We start from the raw sequence: 19988 nt of genomic DNA, 5'->3' as shown, positions 1-19988 counted from the left end.
CACGTATCCGTCCCGGGGACAGCCCCCTAAACTTTGAGTTACTTAACGGTAATTAGCGTCGTCTGGAGTGAATGACCGTGGCCGGATCGGCTGATTTCGACCTGTACCGCCCGTCCGAGGAGCACGACATGCTCCGCGACGCGGTCCGCGCACTCTCCGAGGCCAAGATCGCTCCGTACGCGGCGGCGGTCGACGAGGAGGCCCGCTTCCCCCAGGAGGCGCTGGACGCCCTCGTCGCGAGCGACCTGCACGCGGTGCACGTTCCGGAGGAGTACGGCGGTGCGGGAGCCGACGCCCTGGCGACGGTGATCGTCATCGAGGAGGTGGCCCGCGCCTGCGTGTCGTCCTCCCTGATCCCGGCGGTCAACAAGCTCGGTTCGCTCCCGGTGATCCTCTCCGGCTCCGAGGACCTGAAGAAGAAGTACCTCGCCCCCCTGGCCAAGGGCGACGCGATGTTCTCGTACTGCCTCTCCGAGCCCGAGGCGGGCTCCGACGCGGCCGGCATGAAGACCCGCGCGGTCCGCGACGGCGACCACTGGATCCTCAACGGCGTCAAGCGCTGGATCACCAACGCGGGCGTCTCCGACTACTACACGGTCATGGCGGTCACGGACCCGGAGAAGCGCTCCAAGGGGATCTCGGCGTTCGTCGTCGAGAAGTCCGACGAGGGCGTCTCCTTCGGCGCCCCCGAGAAGAAGCTCGGCATCAAGGGCTCCCCGACCCGCGAGGTCTACTTCGACAACGTCCGCATCCCCGCCGACCGCATGATCGGCGAGGAGGGCACCGGTTTCGCCACGGCGATGAAGACCCTCGACCACACCCGCATCACCATCGCCGCCCAGGCCCTCGGCGTCGCCCAGGGCGCCTTCGACTACGCCAAGGGCTACGTCAAGGAACGCAAGCAGTTCGGCAAGGCCATCGCCGACTTCCAGGGCATCCAGTTCATGCTGGCGGACATGTCGATGAAGATCTCGGCGGCCCGAGCCCTGACGTACCAGGCGGCGGCGGCCTCGGAACGCCTCGACGCGGACCTGACGTACCTGGGCGCGGCAGCCAAGTGCTTCGCCTCGGACACCGCGATGGAGGTCACGACGGACGCGGTCCAGCTCCTCGGGGGGTACGGCTACACGCGGGACTACCCGGTGGAGCGGATGATGCGGGACGCGAAGATTACCCAGATCTACGAAGGCACGAACCAGGTCCAGCGGATCGTCATGGCCCGCAACCTGCCGTAACCCGTAACCCGTAACCCGGTTCCCCTCCGGAGTCCCCGGCACCGGTGATGCCGGGGACTCCGTACGAGGGGACCTCATGAAACTCGGCGCCCCCACCTGGCCACTCCTCGCCCTCGGCGCGATCCGCCCGCCCCACACCCCCGACGAGCACCGCTGGCGCGTACTCCTGGACCCGGCGGGGCGCCCGTTCTGTCTCTGCCGGATCACCGGATGAACCCGCGTGTAGGGGAACGAAGTCCGTTGTGAAGGTCTGGAGTTGGAAACAAGTGTCCGAAAGCTGACCCCGGAATGCCCGTTCCGGATCTACCTTGGTCCCCATGCTCGGGACTTCTCACTTCCGGTCCGATGTGTCACATTCCGCACGGATATGGAACTACTGGCTCGGCGGGATGGGCCACTATCCGGTCGACGCGGAGGTCGGTGACCACATCGTCGCGCTGGTCCCGGCCCTGCCCCGCTCGGCGGTGGCGGACCGCAGGTTCCTCGCACGGGCCGTCCGGCACCTCGCGGGCGAGGTGGGCATCCGGCAGTTTCTGGACATCGGCACGGGCCTGCCGATCACCGACAACACGCACGAGATCGCGCAGCGGGTGAACCCGGCCTGCCGGGTCGTGTGCGTCGACAACGACCCCCTCGTCTTCGCGCACGCGCACGCGCTGCTGACGAGTACGCCGGAGGGCGCGGCCGTCTTCGTGGAGGGCGACATCCACGACCCGGAGACGATCCTGCGCAAGGCGTCGGCGACGCTGGACCTCACCCGCCCGGTCGCCCTGACCCTCCTCGGCGTCCTCAACTTCGTCCTCGACACGGACGAGGCCGCCTCGATCGTCCGCCGCCTCCTGGCCGCGGTCCCCTCCGGGAGCCACGTCGTCATCTCCCACCCGACGACGGAGGTCGACGGCGAGGCGATGGGCGAGGCGGTGTCGTACTGGAACGCGCAGGGGGCGTCCCCGATGACCCTGCGCAGCCGCGCCGAGGTGATCCGCCTCTTCGAGGGGGCGCGGCTGCTGGACCCGGGCGTGGTGACGTGCACGCGGTGGCGTCCGGAGGGCGCGGGCGCGGACATCGGGGCGGTGACGCACTTCGCGGGGGTGGCCAGAAAACGGTGAGGGGCGGACCCCCGGTGCCCGACCGGACGTCCGCCCCTCTCAGCGGTGCTACGGCGTGACCGTCAGCGCCGCCGTGCCGATGACCTTCTTGCCGTCCCCGTAGGAGACGAGCCCGAGGTAGACGCGGCCGGACCTGAGGCCCTTCCAGGACACCGTGGACTTCGCCACCGCCCCCTGCTTGACCTTCTGCGACGCCGGGGTGGCCGTCACCTTCGGCGCGGGCTTGCCGTTCTTGCCGATCAGCCAGGTGTGGAGCGTGTAGGTCTGGCTCCCGGAACCGGCCGGCGCGACCGCCTGGTTGACGTAGACGTCGTAGGTGCCCGGCGCGAGGTCGGCGTGCTCGTTGTTCCCGGCGCCCGGGGAGGAGACGACGTTGCCGCCCTTGTCGACGACCCACAGGTCGACGTCGCTGCCCGCCTTGAAGTCGGACGACACGATCGCGACCCGCGCGAGCGCGGTGCCCGCCGGGACGGTGAGCTTGCTCGCGGCGGTGTTCGGACCCGGCTTGGCCGGGTCGACGTCACCGGCCCCCTTGAGGGTGCCCTTCTTCGTCGTACCGGCGTAGAGCCCGTTCACGGCGGTGGTGAAGGTCCCGCCGAACCCGGCCTTGGGCGCGAGTGCGACGGAACCGGAGGCGCCCTTCCCGGTGACCGAGGAGGCCGCGCGCACCTGCGCCGCGCGCAGGGCGACGGCGGAGCGCACCTTGTGCTTCCCGTCGGCCCAACTGACCGCCCCGAACGCCCACTTGCCGTACGCGGCGGTGGTGCGGGTGAAGGTCACCTTGTACGTGGCCGAGCGGCCCGGCAGGACGGTCAGCCTGGCCGGGGAGACGGTGGCCTTGTACCCGGCCGGGGTCTCGACGCTCGCGGTGTAGGTGCCGGCCGAGCCGGAGACGTTGGTGACGGTCCGGGTGACGGTCTGGACGCCCGCGAGGTCGCCGACGGAGATCGACGGCGTGTTCAGGTCGCTCGGGTCGGTCTTCCGCACGCTCGCGCAGACGTTGCGCCCGTCGGTGGTCGCCGGCGCCTGGCCGATCGCGCAGAGGTAGGCGACCCAGTCCACGGCCGTCGAGTTGTAGACGAGCCCGGGGTCGGCCGCGCTGGTGGGGACGACGTGACCGGAGCCGTAGTCGAGCGGGGTGGCGACGGTGCCGCCGGCCCGCTGGATCGGCTTGCCCGCGGAGTCCTTGGTGGTCGCGGTCGTCATCAGCGCCGACTTGACCTCCATCGGCGTCCACTTCGGGTGCAGCTGGCGCAGCACCAGGGCGAGCCCGGAGACGTGCGGCGCCGACATGGACGTACCCGACATGATGCCCTGCTGGCCGGAGAAGCCCGGGGTGCCGGGGGCGACGCCCGCGACGATGTCCACGCCCGGCGCGGTGATGTCCGGCTTGAGGAGGTCGCCGCCGCTGTTGAGGTCGGGCCCGGAGGAGGAGAACCCGGCGACGACGGGGGCTTCCTGGCGTACGGCGCGGGCCGGGGCCAGGACGGCGGTGGCGCCGGAGCCGTCCGCGTACGCCTTCACGGCCTCGCCGTCCGCCTTGTTCAGGTGGACGCCGGGGATGGTGTGCGCGTCGGCGATCTCCTCGTCGGCCGCGTTGGTGTTGTACAGCACCATGCCGAGCCCGCCGGCCGCCTTCACCTGGGCGCTCTTGTCGGTGCGGGCGTTGTTGCCGCGCGCGCAGACCACGATCGCGCCCTTGACCTTGGCCGGGTCGAGGGTGTCGGGCATGCACAGCGCCGCGTTCGCCGCGTCGGCGCCGCTCCTGGCGGCCTTGGCGCCGTCGACGAGCGGGGCGGACGGCACACCGGAGCCGGCGATGCTGACGCCGTGGTAGGACGTGCCGTTGCCGAGGGTCACCGTGCCCTGGTAGCCGATGTCGTGGCTGGAGGCGGCGACGGTCGTCACCCACGGGACGCCGTTGGAGGCGGTGCCTGGGCCGGAGTTGCCGGCCGAGGCGGAGACGAAGACGCCGGCGCGGGCCGCGTTCAGCATCGCCAGGTACTCGGGGCGGTTCGCCTGGTCGGTGTTGGCGCCGCCGAGCGAGTAGTTGATGACGTCCACACCGTCGGCGACGGCCTTCTCCATCGCGGCGACGATGTCGACGGTCCCGCAGCCGTCCGTGTAGCAGACGCGGTAGGCGGCGATCCGGGCCGCCGGGGCCATGCCGGATATCTCCGTCCCGGATATCCCGCTGTCGGGGACGCTCGCGGCTATGTTCGCGTTGCCCGCCGCGGTGCTCGCGGTGTGCGTGCCGTGGGACTCGCCGTCGAGGGGCGAGGGCCAGTCGTCCGGCTTCGGGTCGGTGATGCTCTTGTTGAAGTACTGGGCGCCGATCACCTTGTTGTTGCAGGTGACGCGGTGCGCCGGGTCCTGGCCCGGGTCGCAGGTGCCCTTCCACTTCGCGTTGACGGCCGCCTGGCCGGGGGCGGCCCCGGGGAAGGCCGCGAAGGACGGGTTGGCGGTGTCGATGCCGGTGTCGAGGTCGCCGAGGATCATGCCGGCGCCCGCGTTGAGCCGGCCGCCGGGGACCTTCGAGTACAGGCCGCCGGGCTTCTTCAGGCCGAGGAAGTCGGCGGTGTCGGCGGCGGGCAGGGTGCCGGTCGTCTTCGCCGTGGTGGTGGCCAGCGGGTGGCTCATCACGTTCCGGGTCAGCGTCAGGACGCCCGGCGTGCGGGCCAGTTCGCTCGCCTGGGCCGCCGTCAGCTTCGCGGCGAAGCCGTTGAGGAGGAGCTGGTAGCTGTAGAGCGGCTTGACGCCGTCGACCGAGTCGAGGACCTTGTCGCGCTCCTGCTTGAGGTGGCGTACGAGGTCGCGGACGGCGTCGGTCGCGGTGTTCAGCCGGGTGCCGAGCTTCGGCGCGGTCGCCGGGTCGGTGGCGACGGGCTGGTCGGCGAGCTGGATGAAGTAGATGCCGGCCGAGTACGTCTTCTGCTTGGCGCCGGTCGCGGGCTGAGCCTGCGTCGGCTGCGGGGTCGCGGCGAGCGCGGGCGTGCCGGACGCCAGGACGAGGGCGCCGACGACGGCGGGAGCCAGCAGGGCCGCTCTGCGGCGCGGGCTGGGGTGGTGCTGGGACAAGGTGGGCCTTCCCCCGCGCATGCCGGTCCACGGGGAGGGGGCATGCGCATGACGGTCGCAAGTGGAGTGGTCGAGTCCCCCGAGATGACCGTCATCTTGTTACGCGTGGGGCTGGTGGGGAAGATGTGCCAGCTTGAAGTCTCAAGAAATTCACAGCAGTTTCACGGACTTCGCCGGTTGTTCTTCTCTGCCAGGGGGTAGCGGCCGGAGGTTCACCGCAGCAGCGGCTCCAGCGCCCGCTCCAGGTCCGCCGCCTCGCGGAAGTGCACCGTCGACATGCCGAGGGCCTGCGCCGCCTCGACGTTCTCCAGCGTGTCGTCCACGAACAGGCAGCGCTCCGGCGGGACTCCGGCCAGCTCGACGGCGAGGCGGTAGATCCGCGGGTCGGGCTTCGCGAGGCCGACGCGGGCGCTGCTGACGACGTGGTCGGCGAGGTCGGTGAGCTTCATCTCCGCGAGATCCGCCTCCAGCTCCAGCGTCGCGTTGGTGACCAGGACCAGCGGGACGTGGACGCGGGCGCGGCGCAGGAGGGTGACGACGGCGTCGTCCGCGCGGAAGGGGGACTCCAGGAGGGCGCGGCCGAGATCCCAGGCCGTGGACTCGTCGACGAGACCGGCCAGGCCCGAGGCGATGGCGGCGACCCACTCCTGGCCGGTGATCCGGCCGAGCAGCAGCGGAAGGTCGTTCTCCGGGGCGAACGCGACCTTGAACGTCGTCCCCTCCGCCACCCCCGCCGCGCGCTCCAGCGCGTGCACGCCGGAGCTGTCGAAGTGCCGGATGACGTTGTCGACGTCACACAGGACCGCGTCGAAGGGCCTGCCGGGTAGGGGCTCACTCACTGGTGACGGTGACCTTCTCGTCGTTGTTCAGCTCCTTGACGAGCTGCTTGACCTTCGTCTTGTCCCAGACGAGGTTGCCGCCGCTGGAGCCGGAGATCGGCATGTTCATCGACGTGCCGTCGCCGCCGTTGACGCCCTTCATCGCGAAGAACATCGAGCCCAGGTCCCACAGGCCCATGTCCTTGTCGACGATCAGCGAGTCGAGGCCCGCGCCCAGGGTCGGGTACAGCGCGAAGGGGTTCAGGACCGTGGCCGGCGTCGCGACCTCGTGCGCCAGCGCGGCCAGGAACTTCTGCTGGTTCTTCGTCCGCTGGAGGTCGGACGCGGCGAACGCGTGCCGGGTACGGACGAACGCGAGCGCCTGCTCGCCGTTCAGCTCCTGCTTGCCGGCCTGGAAGTCGGCGCCGGAGTACTTGTCCTTGAACGCCTTGTCGATGGTGATCTCCACACCGCCGACCGCGTCGACGATGTTCGCGAACCCCGCGAACCCGATCTCGACGTAGTGGTCGATGCGCAGGCCCGTGTTGAACTCGACGGTACGGACGAGGAGTTCGGGGCCGTCCGTGGCGTACGCGGCGTTCAGCTTGATGTGCCTGCCGGTGCCCTGGAAGGTCTTGCCGGACTCCGAGCCGACGAAGGACGGCAGCTCCACGTCCGAGTCGCGCGGCAGCGAGATCAGCGTGTCGCCGTTGCCGCCGACGTGCAGGATCATCATCGAGTCCGTGCGCTTGCCCTCGGCGGAGCCGGTGTGCAGCTTCTTCTTCTCCTCGGCGGACATGCCCTCGCGGCTGTCCGAGCCGACGATCAGGTAGTTCGTCCCGTCGCCGCCGCTGGGCCGGTCGATGACCTTCGAGAGGTCGACCTCGCGGCGCAGCTTGCCGTCCGCCCAGAAGTACGTCCCGACGGTCGTGACGACCAGTACGCCGGCGAGGGTGATCGCGCCCCACTTGATCCGCTTGCGCCAGTTCGGCGCGGGGCGCCCGCCGCCGGCGTGACCGGCGCCCTGGCCGCCGCCACCGCCGTAGACCTGGCCGGTGTTGTACCCGTCGTACCCGCTGCTCTGCGGGCCGCCGCCCTGGTCCAGGTACTGGGGCTGGCCCTGATGGGACTGCTGGCCCTGCTGCTGCCCCGGCACGTACCCGGGCGGAGACGTCGGGCCGCCCCTCTGCACCTGCCGCATCACCCGAGCACCCTCGGGCTGTGCGCTCGCGCTGCCGTACCCGTGACCGCCACCGGCGCTGCCACGTCCGCCCCGGTTGTCACCGGACCATCCCTCGGGCCAATCGTTCATGGCCACAGTGTGCCGCTCCGGCCTGTACCCCATACAACCCCCGTCGGAAAATCAGACCCCCCCTGTTGCCAAGCCGACACAAAGTCTCGATCCGCATACAGGGGGAAATGCGGTGGACAAGACATTCAGGATGATCGGCAGGATTTGATCTCGAACCACAGAAGTTTCCCCGTGAGGGTCTCCAGGCCGCCCCACGCGTGCGCGTACGCCTGCACGAGACACAGCCCCCGCCCACCCTCGGCGTCGGGCGGGGAGCCCCCGCCCACCCTCGGCGTCGGGCGGGGGGGAAAGGGACCCGGTGGCCGACGGGGCGGGCGAAGGCGGCGGGGATGTGCGGATGCGTGTCCCAGACGCCGACCCGCAGACGGTCGTTGCCGGGAGCGGTGAGCCGCATGGAGGCGGGACCGGTGGTGTGGCGGTAGGTGTTCGTGACCATCTCGGAGGTCAGCAACTCCACGGGGTGGATCAGGTCGCGCATGCCGTGGGCGGTGAGGGCGGCTCGTACGGTCATACGTGCGACGTGTGAGGCTACGGGGGAGGCGGAGGGAGTAGGTCCAGCTGTCGGGCGGGGATACGGTGCTCATTCGGGGACCTTTCGGGAGAGGGGTGAGTGATCAACTGCCGTACCCGGCGGTGGCTTTGCCTGGGGTGGGTGCGCTTCCGGCTTATGGCTGGGGCGAGTTGGACGGTGTGAGTCTCACCGTAGACTCCAGGAGCTGAAGGTTTTGCAGAGTTCAGCAAAACCTTCAGTAGTTTCCTTCGTGTGGGTGACCACTACGTCAGGCGTACGGAATGAGGAGCGAGGGCATGACACCGAGGCCCGCCCCCACGGCGCGACGTCTCCGCATCGGTACGGAACTGCGCCGACTGCGGGAACGTGCCGGTATGCCGGCCGTCGAGGCCGCCAGATCCCTGGGTACGACGCAGGCACAGATCAGCAACATCGAGGCCAACCGCTTCGGTGTCAGCGCGGACCGCGTCCACACGCTCGCCCATATCTACGGCTGCACGGACCAGCCCTTGGTCGATGCGCTCGCGACCATGGCCGCCGACCGTACGCGTGGCTGGTGGGCGGAGTACCGCGACACCTTGCCTCCCCGTCTCCTCGACCTGGCCGAATTGGAGCACCACGCCACGGCGCTGCGTGTGACCCAGGTCATCAATATTCCCGGCCTGCTCCAGACGCCGGAACACGCTCGCGCGCTCTTCCGTGAAGCGGTACCCACTCTGCGGCCTCACGAGATCGAGTACCGCATCTCCCACCGCATCAAGCGCCAGGCCATCCTCCATCGCGAACAGCCACCGCCGTACACAGCCATCGTCCACGAGGCGGCTCTGCGTATGCAGTTCGGCGGTCGAGAGGTGGCCAGGACGCAACTGCGCCACCTCGCCGAGATGAGTGGGCACCCCGCCGTCAACCTCCGTGTGATCCCCTTCGACGGCACCTCGTTTCCCACCACAGGCCATGCCGTTGACTACTTCCATGGCCCGGTGCCCGCCCTCGACACCGTCGAGGTGGACACTGCGCATGGGAGCGAACTCGTCGATGCGGTAGGTCGGTTGGAGGTGTACCGGATCACCCTGGACCGTATGGAGGCCGTTGCCCTGAAGCCCGCCCCCTCGCTCGACCTCATCCACCGCATCGCCCGAGACATCTGAGAGACACCGACCATGACCGAACCGACCTGGCAGAAGTCGACCTACAGCGAACAAGGCTCCGCCTGCGTCGAGATAGCCACCGAGCCGTCGACCGTCAGCATCCGCGACTCGAAGTCCCCCTCCCGCCCCCACCTCACCGTGTCCCCCACAGCCTGGGGCGACTTCGTCTCCCACACGGCGGACGCCGAAGGCTGAGGAGCCACGCGGTTTCCCGTAACGGAAACCGAAACCTCTTGTGGGGCGCCTCGGAGTATCGGGACGATCGAGAAAGACGCTGTCGGCCGACGGAAGGAGTGCTTCAGTGGTGAAATTGACACGGCTGGTAGGTGAGTGCGACGAGGGCGAGTGTCCGACGTTGTACGCCACCGACCGTGGGACTCTCGCTGTGCAGGGAGGAATTCTGACGGACCACGACGGGAAGGTTCCGGAGCACGAAGCCCTCGTCGAGATTCCCGTGGAGCTGATCCGGAAGGCCGTCCGTGACAACCTCGTCTAGCCGTACCCTCGGGGACTTCTTCACCTCTTTCGAGCGGGAAGCATTCCGTTTGGAGACGCTGGACGACTACAGCCAGTCCGGCGGGGTCGAGGCTTATCAGGCGTTTCTGGCGGGCGAGGAACAGCCCGAATCGTATCGGACGGCCGACTGGTTGACGACAGTCGAGAACGCGACCCGCGCTGGTAAACGCGTTTACCGCGTACATGTTCTGTCCCGCCCTCTGACGGACTATCTCAGGTTCGAACTGTCCTGGGGATACCAGAGGAACATGACCGCCGGTGAGGAGTTCTTCATCCTCGACACCACCGAGAGCGAGAACCCGATCCCGGACGCCCCCGACTTCTGGCTGTTCGACAATCAGGCGGTCGGCGTGATGACGTACAACGAGGCCGGAAAGTACCTCGGCAGCGAAATCGTGGAGGAAGAAGACCGGCTGGCGACGTTCCGGGAATACCGGGACACGGCGCTCACCCACGCCGTGCCGTTCGCCGATTGGTGGACACGGCACGGGGAGTGAACAGAGCCGAACTGGGGTCCGCGCTGCGGGCGCTGCGGCAGGCATCCGGCAAGGAGGCCAAGGCCGAGTACATGTCCGTGGCCAGGGCTGCTGCGACCGAGGCGACGGCATGGCGGCTGTACCGGCGACTCGGGCATCACCGGAAACAGCGGCAGATCCAGGAGATCGAGGCCCGGACGAAGGTGCTTCGGCTCTTTCAGCCCGCCCTCGTGCCCGGCCTTCTGCAGACACCGGAATACGTGCGGGCAGTCCTTTCACGCCGAGATCCGGGCGAAGAAAAGTTGGCGCGTTCCGTGGCAGTCAGACTGGCCAGACAGGGAATTCTCTACGAGCCGGGACGGCAACTCCGCTTCATCGTCACGGAATCAGTCCTGAGATGGAGAATCGTGTCGCCTCTGGTCTCGCGCCTTCCGAGCGTCGATCTCCGATTGGTTCCGCTCTCGGCGCGGCAGACCGACTTTCCGAGTCACTCCTTTTCCATCAAGGGCGATCGCATGGTGACGGTGGAGACTGTCCATGCGGAGCTGTCCGTCACCGATCCCCGTGACGTGGCGCTTTACATCGAGAAGTTTGACGGATTCGAGCGAGTGGCTGTTTCCGGAGACCCCATGAGAGGTTCGCTGGAGACCATCCGTGACGAATTCTTGCGAGAACAGAAAACCGAGTAGCTCTCCCCTGGCGTCCCATCGAGGATGGCGTCATGAAAAGCAACGCGAAAACTGCTGCCGCGCAATATTTCCCCTTGCCCGAGCCGTCCCCTGTACCCGGCTGTTCCGCGTGCCTGTCCCTCGCGACGGCGAGACGCAATGACCGCTCGGTCCATGACCACAGCGCGGTGACCGACGCGAACGTGCTGCTGCGCAGGCATCTGTCGGAGGCGCACTGATGTCCAATCCGGGCCGGAGGGGACGCACGACACCATGACCGGCGAGGACTGGACGCGTGTCCTCAGCGAGATCGCCTCCGTCGGCATTCCCCATGTGCAGTTCACCGGAGGTGAGGTCACCATGAACCCGGACGCGCCGACCCTGGTCGAGCACGCGTTGGCGCTCGGCCTGAAGACCGAGATCTACAGCAACCTCGCCCATGTGAACGAGGACTGGTGGAAGCTGCTTCGACGGGAGGGTGTCAGCCTGGCCACGTCGTACTACGGCTCGCAAGGTCGACACGACGCGGTCACGGGTCGTCCCAGTCACCCTCGCACCCGATCGAACATCGTGAGGGCGGTGAAGCACGGTGTGGCGACGGGCGGGCGTCCGTTGCTCCGGACGGCAAGGTGTCGCCCTGTGTGTTCTCGACCTGGATGGACGTGGAGAACGTTCAGGACGCGTCGCTCGGCGCCATCCTCAACGGCCCCGGGATGACACAGGCCAACGCGATCATCCAGCAAAGGCACGATGGCAGCGTCTCGTACAGCTGTGGCCCCAACAGCCCTTGTGGTCCCGACAGCGGTGGCGGCGGCGACGAAAGTGAGTGCTCTCCGGGCTACCCCGGTAGTTCATGCTCCCCGAGGAACTGAAGGCACATGGACCCCGACCTCCCCGCATCCGCGATCCGCCCCCTCATCCACCACCACACAGGCCCGATCACCGATATCCGGCCCACCCTCCACGGCAACACCTCCGACCTGACCGCCATCGTCGAGTGCGAGAAGGGCCCCTTCTTCGTCAAGGCCGTCCGCGACCACCCCGGCGGCCGACGCGACTCCCTCCTCCGGGAACGGCAGATCGCCCCCGCCCTGCTCGACCTGTCCCCACCCCTGCTGTGGGACGTGGAAGCGGACGGTTGGCTGGTCCTGGGGTACGAAGCCGTCGACGCCCGCCACGCCGACCTCACCCCGGCTCACCGGACCTCCCCCTGGTGCTCGACACGGTCGCGAGGATCGGCCGCGTACCCCTCCCCGCGTACGCCCACCCCTGGACCGAAACCCGCTGGAACCGCTTCACCCCGGACGCCGACCTCCTCCGAGGCGACGCGCTCCTCCACACGGACCTCAACCCGCACAACCTCCTCGTAGCAGGCCCCCGCGTGTGGCCCGTCGACTGGGCGTGGCCGACGAGGGGCGCGGCGTTCATCGACCCCGCCCTCCTGGTCGTCCAGCTCATCGCGGCCGGCCACACCCCGCCGAGCGCGGAGCAGTGGGCGTCCCGAACCCCCGCCTGGCGCACAGCCGACCGGCACGCGGTCACCGCCTTCGCCGCCGCCAACCTCCGTATGCACGAAGCCTTCGCCGCCCGGAAGCCGGACGCGCAGTGGCTGAAGGCGATGGTCGAGGCGTGCCGGTCGTGGACGGCGCACAGGGAGGCCACCTCACAACGCCCCAACTAAATATGACGCCCCCTGTCAGGTATCCCAGGCAAGCTCCCCTCCACACCCACCAACCAGGGAGCACCCCATGTCAACGTCGATCACCTTCATCGTCTACGTAACCGACGCCCCCAAAGCAGCCCTCTTCTACGCCGACCTCCTCGACCTCACCCCCACCTTCGAAACCCCCGGCTACATCGCCTTCGAGCTGGGCGACAAGGCATCCCTCGCCCTCTGGAGCGGCCACGCCGACACCACCCCCCAGACCCCCCGCACCAGCGAGGTCTGCCTCACGGTGCAGGAGGGCCCGGAGGAGATCGACCGCCGCTTCGAGAGCTGGACGGCGAAGGGCGCCCGAGTGATCACCGAACCGATGGACGCGGTCTTCGGCCGCACCTTCGTGGTGGCGGACCCCGACGGCAACCTGATCCGGGTGGCCCCGACGGACGCGTAGGGACTGTCCGGCGGATCAGGCCGCGGTCGCGGGGCCCGGCACACGCTCCCTCAAGGTCGCCGACGCCCCCGGCCTTCGGCCGGAAGCTGCTCCCACCGCGTCACCGCCGCACGCACCACACCCCGCTCACCGGCACCGCTACGCGACCGCCCAGCCGACCTGACCAAGCCCCGTCAGTTCTCACACCCCACCTCGTCCCCCCGAAGAACCCCGGAGTCCCCGGACCCGGCCCCGCCCCCGGAATCCCGCCCCCGAACCTTCCGCACCTCCCCGAACCCCGCCCCCACAACCACCTTGAGCACAGCCCCCAACCCCTTGACCGCCCGCAGCTCGCTCCCAGGAAGCGCCGCCCCCAGCGACCGAGCCGACCGATCCCACCGGGGGTCGTACATGACCACCGTCCGGGACACCCGCGACGCGGAGGTCACCGGCTTGCCGGACGTGCGGAACCCCGCGCGGGACAGCGAGGAGTCCGCCTTCCGCCCCAACCCGTCCGTCCCGGACCCGTTCTCGACCTGCACATGGATGAGAGAGGGGGACACCTCGACGACAGGCACGGCGGCGGCCTTGGGCCGGGCCCCCGCGAGCGGCTTGTCGTCGCGGAGGGCCTGGAAGACACGGGCAGAGCGCACCGGGTCCCACTTCAGCGTCGACCCGATCCCCTTCACCGCGTACCCCATCTCCCCGATGGGAACGGTCATGAACTCGGAGGACGACGGCGAGAAGTTCCGCATGGCCCGCCCGAGATCGATCAACTCGTCGGTCCCGAACCCCCGGTCCGCCCGCACCGACCCCAGCACGGCCCGCGTCACATCCCGGAACCGCAGCGGATTGAAGAGGATCCCGGAGGACGTCGTACGGTCCACCAGGGCGGCGAGGAACCGCTGCTGCCGCTTCATCCGCCCGAGGTCGGAGGACGCGTCGGCATGCCGGGACCGCACGTACTGAAGCGCCTCGCCACCGAGGAGGGTGTGGGTGCCGGGGGAGAGGTCCAGCCCCGTATACGTGTCGCGCAGCGGAGTGGCCGTACAGATCTTCACCCCGCCCAGCACGTCCACGGTCTTCATGAAGCTCGTGAAGTCGACCTCGAGATAGTGGTCGATCTTGACGCGGGTCATGTACTCGACGGTCCGCACGGTGAGCTGCGGCCCGCCCTCGGCGTACGCGGCGTTGATCCGGATCGGATGCCCGCGATGGTGCTGCCCGGTCGTGTCGTCGGTGTGCGGGGGAGTGTCGGCGTAACTGTCGCGCGGCAGGCTGACGACGCTGGCCCGCTCCCGGTCCTCCGAGATGTGCACGATCATGATCGTGTCGGTGCAGTGGCAGGGCGCCCCGCCGAGCCGGTACCGCTTCCGCTCCGCTTCGCCGATCTTGTCGCGCCCGTCGGTCCCGACGAGCAGGACGTTCATGCCGTGCCCCGCGCGCGGCCGGTTCTTCATGTCCTTGAAGGGGTCCACGCGCGCGATGTCCGCGTCGAGCGTGGTGATGACGGAGTGCCCGATCCCGGCGGACGCGAGGACGACCACGGAGAGGGTGGTGGTGAGCCGCAGCGCCCAGCGCGGACGCGTACGGCGGCGCGGCGGACGGGTGCGCGGATGGCGGGTACGGGGCATGTGGACGAGACCTCCGGCGGCGGCCGTACGTGGGGGAGCCGTGAGCACCGTAAGTCCATACGATCTTCGGACGACGGCGGCGCGCATCGCTGTCCCCCGTTCGCGGTAACGTGAACCCCCTATGAACGCCAAGCCCCCCGCCGTGTCCGTGATCATGCCGGTCCTGAACGAGGAGAGGCACCTGCGCGGCGCCGTCCAGGCGATCCTCGCGCAGGCCTACGACGGTGAGATGGAGGTCGTGATCGCCCTCGGCCCCTCCCAGGACCGTACGGACGAGATCGCGGCCCAGCTCGTGTCCGAAGACCCCCGTGTGCACACGGTGCCGAACCCCACCGGCCGCACCCCCGCCGCGCTGAACGCCGCGATCAAGGCGTCCCGCCACCCGATCGTCGTCCGCGTCGACGGCCACGGCATCCTCTCGCCGAACTACATCGCCACCGCCGTACGCCTCCTGGAGGAGACCGGCGCGCAGAACGTCGGCGGGATCATGCACGCCGAGGGCGAGAACGACTGGGAGCGCGCGGTCGCCGCCGCGATGACGTCGAAGATCGGCGTGGGCAACGCGGCGTTCCACACGGGCGGCCGGGCGGGCCCGGCGGAGACGGTCTACCTCGGTGTCTTCCGCCGCGAGGCGCTGGAGCAACAGGGCGGCTACAACGAGGAGTTCATCCGCGCCCAGGACTGGGAGCTGAACTTCCGCATCCGCGAGGCGGGCGGCCTGATCTGGTTCTCGCCGGAGCTGAAGGTCTCGTACCGCCCCCGCCCGTCGGTGAAGGCGCTGGCCAAGCAGTACAAGGACTACGGCCGCTGGCGGCACGTCGTCGCCCGCTACCACGCGGGTTCGATCAACCTCCGCTACCTGGCGCCCCCTACGGCCGTCGTCGCGATCGCCCTCGGCGTCGTGCTGGGCGCCCTCGTCACCCCGTACGCCCTCGCGGTCCCGGCCGCCTACCTCGCCGCGATAATCGCCGGGTCGCTCCCCGCCGGGAAGGGCCTCGGTCTCAAGGCCCGCGCGCAGATCCCCGTCGCCCTCGCCACCATGCACATGTGCTGGGGCCTCGGCTTCCTGACCAGCCCCAAGTCGCTGGCCAGGAAGGTCATCGCGTCCCGCCGACCGGCGGTCCTCACCAGCTGAACGACGGGTCCACGTGCATGCACTGGCTCGTGTCCGAGGCGTTGATCGCCTGAGCCGTGTCCGGGGCGGTGTCGTCCTCGGGTACGGCCTTCGGCGCGTGGTACGTCGTACCGCTGCGCCAGTCCGCCCCGACGACCAGCGTCACACCGGACACGTCCGTCGACTTCCGTACGGCACCGGCGGGAATCCCCAGCACCTTCGCGACCCGCAGCGCGTTGCCCTCCAGGTCGGCGCTCGGGTACTGGACGAGGGTCGTCGCCTCCGACGTCGCGGCGGACGGGTCCGCCACGGCCTGCGTGAAGCCCTTGGCGGTGAGGGCACCGGCGACCGTCGTCGCACGGCCCGGCGCGAAGCCCCGCTCGTCGGTACGGGTGCCGTTGTGGACCTGTACGGCGATCTGGCCGTCCGGCGAGGCCACGGGGGCGACGGCCGGTGACGGGGACGGCGTCGCCTTCTTCTCGTCCTTGCCGTCCAGCGCGATGTCCTCGCGGACCAGGCGGAACAGCTTGTCCGCATCCTCGGTCGGCTCGACGCGGGCGCCGACGTACCGGTTCGGCATCGTCGTCATCGTGATCCGGTCCGTCGGGACCTTCTGGAGTTCGTTCGCCAGGTCGTACATCTTCGTGATGCTGTCCAGGCCGTCGTCGACGGTGATCGCGCTCGTCGCCGCCTCCGCGAGCCTGCGCAGCTTGTTGGGGCTGGTCAGCTTCGCGTTCGAACGCAGCTCCCTGACCATCGAGTTCATGTACATGTGCTGCGCCTTGGCCCGGCCGAGGTCGCTGCCGTCCTCGAACCCGTACCGCGTCCGCAGCCACTGCAACGCCTGCTGCCCCTTGACCGAGTGGGTCCCCTTCGGGAGCTTCAGCCCCGAGCCCTTGCCGGTCGACGTGTGCGAGTAGACGTTCGCGTCCACACAGACGGGTACGCCGCCGACGGCGTCCGCCATCGACACGACCCCCGAGAAGTCGATCATCATGAAGTGGTCGATGTGGATGTCGGTGAGCTTCTCCCAGGTCGCCACCGTGCACCCCGGCCCGCCCCGCCCGAGGGACTCGTTGGTCATGGCGCGGGTGCTGGCCTCGTACGTCTTCCTGGTGTCGGGGTCGGTGCACTTGGGAATCCCGAGGAGCGTGTCCCGGGGCATGCTGACGACGGACATGTTGCTGCGGTCCGCCGACACGTGCAGCAACATCTGCACATCGGCCAGGGGCGGCCCCCCGAAGGTGTCCTTCGCCCCGCCGAGCTTCTGGTTCTCCTCGGTGTCCCGCGCGTCCGACCCGATGAGCAGGATGTTCAACGCGCGCTGCCCGGCGGAGTTCACCTGGGTGGTGGCCGCCCGGTCCTTCGCGTCCCCCAGGTTCAGGTCGTCGCTGCGGATGTTCGCGTTGAGGTGCTGGTAGTACAGATATCCCGCGCCGGCGGTCCCGAGTATGACGACGGCGAGAACGCTGGCGGACCAGCGGAGGATACGGCGCCGGCGGGTACGGCGGGGTGGGGCGGGGACCTTGTCGCCGGGAGCGCCCTTGACGGACGTGGCCGGACTGCTCGCGGCTACAGGGGCCGAGGCTCCCGTCGCCGCCTCTTCGGGGACGACGGTTCCGGGGGCCACTTCGCCGGACGCCTTCCTGCCGGGCGCATCTTCGGAGGGCGTCTCGGTGGAGGAAGTACCGGTGGACGGCACCTTGTTGGAGGGCGCCCCCGTGGTGGGCACCTTCTCGGAGGGCGTCACGCCGGAGGACGCCCTTTTGACGGGCACATCTCCGGAGGGCGTCACGCCGGAGGACGCCCCCTTGGCGGGCACCTTCTCGGAGGACGTTTCTTCGGCGGGCGTCTCCGTGGAAGACACCTCGTCGGAGGGCGCCTCTTCGGAGGAACTCCCCCCAGGGGAAGCCCCGTTGACAGGCTCCTCCGCAGCAGACGCTCCTTCGGAGGCCCCGTTCTCAGCGGCCCCCTTCTCGGAAGCCACCCCCGCAGCAGACGCCTCACCGACAGGCACCCCGCCCTCGGACGTCACGTCCGCAGACGTGCCCCCCACGGCCGCCTCCCCCTTCACCGCACCGCTCTGCGCCATCCCCTGCCCTCCCCGGCCCAGGACCACCCCGGGCCGACCCGACCCGGTGCGTCGCCCGCGTCACCTTCTGAGACACACGGGAGCGCCCGCGCGTTGTACAAGACGCTGAAGAGCGCCCAGGGTTCCCCAACGGACCGACCCGGCCACGCTCTTACCGTTTTCTCATGAACCGGCGAGAAGGAAGAACGCCCCCACAACCGAACCACCCACCCCGGCCCATCTCCTTCCAGCCCGTCCGGCGTTTGAGGACGAGGCCCTCAGGGCCGACGGGGGTCCAGGGGGCGGAGCCCCCTGGCTGGGGTGGAAGGGGCGGAGCCCCTTCTGGGGGTCCCCCCTGCTCGAAGAGCTTGGGGGAGGGACGGGTAGGGGCGGCGGGGGCGAGAAAAACCCGGCGCTACCTACTTCGCACACTGCACCTTGTCCGCAGTCGACTTATCAACCGACTCCGGCACCTTGGTAGGCGCGGTCAACGAAACCCCCGCCCCCTTGAAGTCCTTCCCCAGCGTCAGGGTCATCGTCGGCAACCCCTGAGAGTTGACGACACTCTTCCCCGGCTTCAGAGCGGTCCCCGGCAACCCCATGATCGCGGCCAGCTTCCGAGCCTGATCGGCCTGCTCGGGCCCGTACTCAAGCGTCGTGTTGGCCAACTCCGCAGGCGCGTTCCCCGCGTTCTCGGACTTGGTCACCCCTTCGTCGTTCTGCAACCAGCTGAGCGTCTCCTGAGCGCTACCGGCAACGGCCCCGCCGTTCATGACCTGAACCCGCACGGCGGAGGCGGCGGACTGAGTCCCCTTGAGCCGAGCGGCAGCCTCGGCGGCGGCGGCCGACTTGGACTCCTTGGCCTGCTGCGCGACCTCCGTGAAGGACACATCGTCCTTGATCATCTGGAACACGGTAGGAGCGGTCGACTGATTGAGCACGACGGTCGCCTTGACCTTCTCGGCCGGGTTGTCGACGACGGGAATGGTCGTGAAGGTGAGGTTCTTGACGTTGAGCTTCCCGAGTTCGAGTCCGAGATCCTTCAGCTTCCCGATGCTGTCGAGCTGACTGTCGACGGTGAGCGCCTTCGTCCCCGCCTCGGCCAGCTTTATCATCTTCGTCGGATCGCTGAGCGTGTCGTTGGACTTGAGCTTCCGCATGAGCGCGCTGAGGAACTGCTGCTGGATCTGGATCCGGCTCAGGTCCCCCCCGAACCCCACGGAGTGCCGGGTACGGACGAAGGCGAGTGCCTGCTCCCCCTCGATGAGATGCGTCCCCTTGGACAGCTTGAGGTGGGAGTCCTTGTCGTCGATGTCCTTGGCGAGACACACCTCGACCCCGCCGACGGCGGACGTGAGGGTCTTCACCGCGTTGAAGTCGGCGACCATGAAGTTGTCCGGCGTGATCCCGGTCAGCTCGGTGACGGTCCGCATGGTGCAGCTCGGCGTCCGGTCCCGCTGCCCGAGGCTCGTGTTGAAGCGCACCCCGTCCTCACCGGGGATGACCTTGGAGGTCCCGTCGGCCTGCTCGGTGGGACAGTCGGGGATGTCGACGATGAGGTCACGCGGGATGGACAGCGCGGTCGCGTTGGTCCGGTCCTTGGAGACGTGCAGCAGGATCGTCGTATCGGCGTGCCCGACGCTCTCGGCGTCCCCGTACCCCGCGTTGCCGGACCCGGTCCGCTTGTCGGTGCCGATCAGCAGGAGGTTGATGGCCTTGTCCTTGCTGAACCCACCGGTCCCGGCGCCGTCGGTGGACGAGGAGGAGATGTTGCCGTTGAGGTGCTCGATGTAGAGGTACGCGGCGGCGGCCGTGCCGACCATCAGGAACGCCATGGTCCCGCCGGTCCACACGAGGATCTTCTTCCCCTTGGCCTTCTTCTTGACGGGCTTGCGCCCCCGGCGCCCGGGCAGCGGCTCCTCGGGAGCGGCACCGCCCCTGCGGCGCCGGGGTCCGGGCACATCGCGCCCGGGCCCGCCGGGCAGTGCGCCGCGGTCCGGCGCGGGAGCCTCGGTGGCCGCGCGTGACGCGGCCCTCCGGGGTCCGGGCACGGACGACGGCACCGGTGAGGTCGACTGCGCTGCGGAAGGAGCCAGTCGCAGTTCGTATTCGCCGGTGTTCGGATTGAGCACCCACTGGTCTGCGGGATCGATGTTGTCCGCCCGCCCACGGCCTTGCGCGTCCACGGTTGTCCGAATCCTCCGT

Annotated in this window: 21 protein-coding genes; 15 read left to right on the top strand and 6 right to left on the bottom strand. The window is 69.2% G+C overall.

Features of this window, described 5'->3' with window-relative positions:
• The first annotated feature begins 71 nt into the window (after positions 1-71).
• From ACQCO7_RS16775 to ACQCO7_RS16765, 3 genes are all read left to right on the top strand, one after another.
• The gene (locus ACQCO7_RS16775) at positions 72-1235 is read left to right on the top strand and encodes an acyl-CoA dehydrogenase family protein (protein ID WP_010352361.1); all 1164 of its coding nucleotides are present in this window, start codon (positions 72-74) and stop codon (positions 1233-1235) included.
• Positions 1236-1311: 76 nt separating this feature from the next.
• The gene (locus tag ACQCO7_RS16770) at positions 1312-1449 is read left to right on the top strand and encodes a VOC family protein (protein ID WP_464072590.1); all 138 of its coding nucleotides are present in this window, start codon (positions 1312-1314) and stop codon (positions 1447-1449) included.
• A 103-nt stretch (positions 1450-1552) separates the two neighbouring features.
• Positions 1553-2344, top strand: coding sequence for an SAM-dependent methyltransferase (locus tag ACQCO7_RS16765; RefSeq protein WP_464072589.1), 792 nt, complete (start codon positions 1553-1555; stop codon positions 2342-2344).
• 48 nt (positions 2345-2392) lie between these two features.
• Here ACQCO7_RS16765 and ACQCO7_RS16760 read toward each other — a convergent pair whose 3' ends face one another.
• From ACQCO7_RS16760 to ACQCO7_RS16750, 3 genes are all read right to left on the bottom strand, one after another.
• Complete coding sequence (locus ACQCO7_RS16760; protein WP_464072588.1) at positions 2393-5422, bottom strand: S8 family serine peptidase; 3030 nt, start codon at positions 5420-5422, stop codon at positions 2393-2395.
• A 212-nt stretch (positions 5423-5634) separates the two neighbouring features.
• Positions 5635-6261: an HAD family hydrolase gene (locus tag ACQCO7_RS16755; protein WP_464072587.1), complete on the bottom strand. Its 627-nt coding sequence runs from the start codon at positions 6259-6261 to the stop codon at positions 5635-5637.
• Positions 6254-7552: an LCP family protein gene (locus ACQCO7_RS16750; protein WP_464072586.1), complete on the bottom strand. Its 1299-nt coding sequence runs from the start codon at positions 7550-7552 to the stop codon at positions 6254-6256. Before ACQCO7_RS16750 ends, ACQCO7_RS16755 begins: the two co-directional genes overlap by 8 nt.
• An 807-nt stretch (positions 7553-8359) precedes the next feature.
• On the opposite strand from ACQCO7_RS16750, the gene ACQCO7_RS16745 reads away from it, so the two are divergent.
• From ACQCO7_RS16745 to ACQCO7_RS16695, 11 genes are all read left to right on the top strand, one after another.
• The gene (locus ACQCO7_RS16745; protein ID WP_464072585.1) at positions 8360-9211 is read left to right on the top strand and encodes a helix-turn-helix domain-containing protein; all 852 of its coding nucleotides are present in this window, start codon (positions 8360-8362) and stop codon (positions 9209-9211) included.
• A gap of 12 nt (positions 9212-9223) precedes the next feature.
• Positions 9224-9406 carry a DUF397 domain-containing protein gene (locus ACQCO7_RS16740; RefSeq protein WP_464072584.1) on the top strand — a complete coding sequence of 61 codons (183 nt, stop codon included), beginning with the start codon at positions 9224-9226 and terminating at the stop codon, positions 9404-9406.
• Between the two features lie 109 nt (positions 9407-9515).
• The gene (locus tag ACQCO7_RS16735; RefSeq protein ID WP_464077219.1) at positions 9516-9707 is read left to right on the top strand and encodes a hypothetical protein; all 192 of its coding nucleotides are present in this window, start codon (positions 9516-9518) and stop codon (positions 9705-9707) included.
• 49 nt (positions 9708-9756) lie between these two features.
• Positions 9757-10224 carry a DUF6879 family protein gene (locus tag ACQCO7_RS16730; protein WP_464072583.1) on the top strand — a complete coding sequence of 156 codons (468 nt, stop codon included), beginning with the start codon at positions 9757-9759 and terminating at the stop codon, positions 10222-10224.
• On the top strand, positions 10221-10892 hold the full coding sequence (locus ACQCO7_RS16725) for a DUF5753 domain-containing protein (protein WP_464072582.1): 672 nt from the start codon (positions 10221-10223) through the stop codon (positions 10890-10892). The genes ACQCO7_RS16730 and ACQCO7_RS16725 overlap by 4 nt, the downstream gene beginning before the upstream one ends.
• Positions 10893-10924: 32 nt before the next feature.
• Complete coding sequence (locus tag ACQCO7_RS16720) at positions 10925-11110, top strand: hypothetical protein (protein ID WP_464072581.1); 186 nt, start codon at positions 10925-10927, stop codon at positions 11108-11110.
• 34 nt (positions 11111-11144) lie between these two features.
• Positions 11145-11588 (top strand): radical SAM protein, encoded by a 444-nt coding sequence (locus ACQCO7_RS16715; RefSeq protein WP_464072580.1) that lies wholly within the window; start codon positions 11145-11147, stop codon positions 11586-11588.
• Positions 11501-11743: a hypothetical protein gene (locus ACQCO7_RS16710; RefSeq protein ID WP_464072579.1), complete on the top strand. Its 243-nt coding sequence runs from the start codon at positions 11501-11503 to the stop codon at positions 11741-11743. The genes ACQCO7_RS16715 and ACQCO7_RS16710 overlap by 88 nt, the downstream gene beginning before the upstream one ends.
• Positions 11744-11749: 6 nt before the next feature.
• A complete protein-coding gene (locus ACQCO7_RS16705) occupies positions 11750-12241 on the top strand; it encodes a hypothetical protein (RefSeq protein ID WP_464072578.1) in 492 nt (163 codons plus the stop codon).
• Positions 12242-12252: 11 nt separating this feature from the next.
• The gene (locus tag ACQCO7_RS16700; protein ID WP_464072577.1) at positions 12253-12552 is read left to right on the top strand and encodes a hypothetical protein; all 300 of its coding nucleotides are present in this window, start codon (positions 12253-12255) and stop codon (positions 12550-12552) included.
• A 67-nt stretch (positions 12553-12619) separates the two neighbouring features.
• Entirely contained in the window at positions 12620-12985 is a 366-nt protein-coding gene (locus ACQCO7_RS16695) for a VOC family protein (RefSeq protein ID WP_464072576.1), read from the top strand.
• Positions 12986-13158: 173 nt separating this feature from the next.
• On the opposite strand, the gene ACQCO7_RS16690 is transcribed toward ACQCO7_RS16695, so the two are convergent.
• Entirely contained in the window at positions 13159-14598 is a 1440-nt protein-coding gene (locus tag ACQCO7_RS16690; protein WP_464072575.1) for an LCP family protein, read from the bottom strand.
• 121 nt (positions 14599-14719) lie between these two features.
• On the opposite strand from ACQCO7_RS16690, the gene ACQCO7_RS16685 reads away from it, so the two are divergent.
• Positions 14720-15733 carry a glycosyltransferase family 2 protein gene (locus ACQCO7_RS16685; protein WP_464072574.1) on the top strand — a complete coding sequence of 338 codons (1014 nt, stop codon included), beginning with the start codon at positions 14720-14722 and terminating at the stop codon, positions 15731-15733.
• On the opposite strand, the gene ACQCO7_RS16680 is transcribed toward ACQCO7_RS16685, so the two are convergent.
• Positions 15723-17342, bottom strand: coding sequence for an LCP family protein (locus ACQCO7_RS16680; protein WP_464077218.1), 1620 nt, complete (start codon positions 17340-17342; stop codon positions 15723-15725). The two genes, ACQCO7_RS16685 and ACQCO7_RS16680, sit on opposite strands and share 11 nt — an antisense overlap.
• A gap of 860 nt (positions 17343-18202) precedes the next feature.
• Complete coding sequence (locus tag ACQCO7_RS16675) at positions 18203-19969, bottom strand: LCP family protein (RefSeq protein WP_464072573.1); 1767 nt, start codon at positions 19967-19969, stop codon at positions 18203-18205.
• Positions 19970-19988 lie beyond the last annotated feature (19 nt).

It is taken from the genome of Streptomyces saintjeani (genome assembly GCF_055409605.1).
Note: the sequence above shows the minus strand (reverse complement) of the source record. Positions and strands in the feature narration are given on the sequence as shown.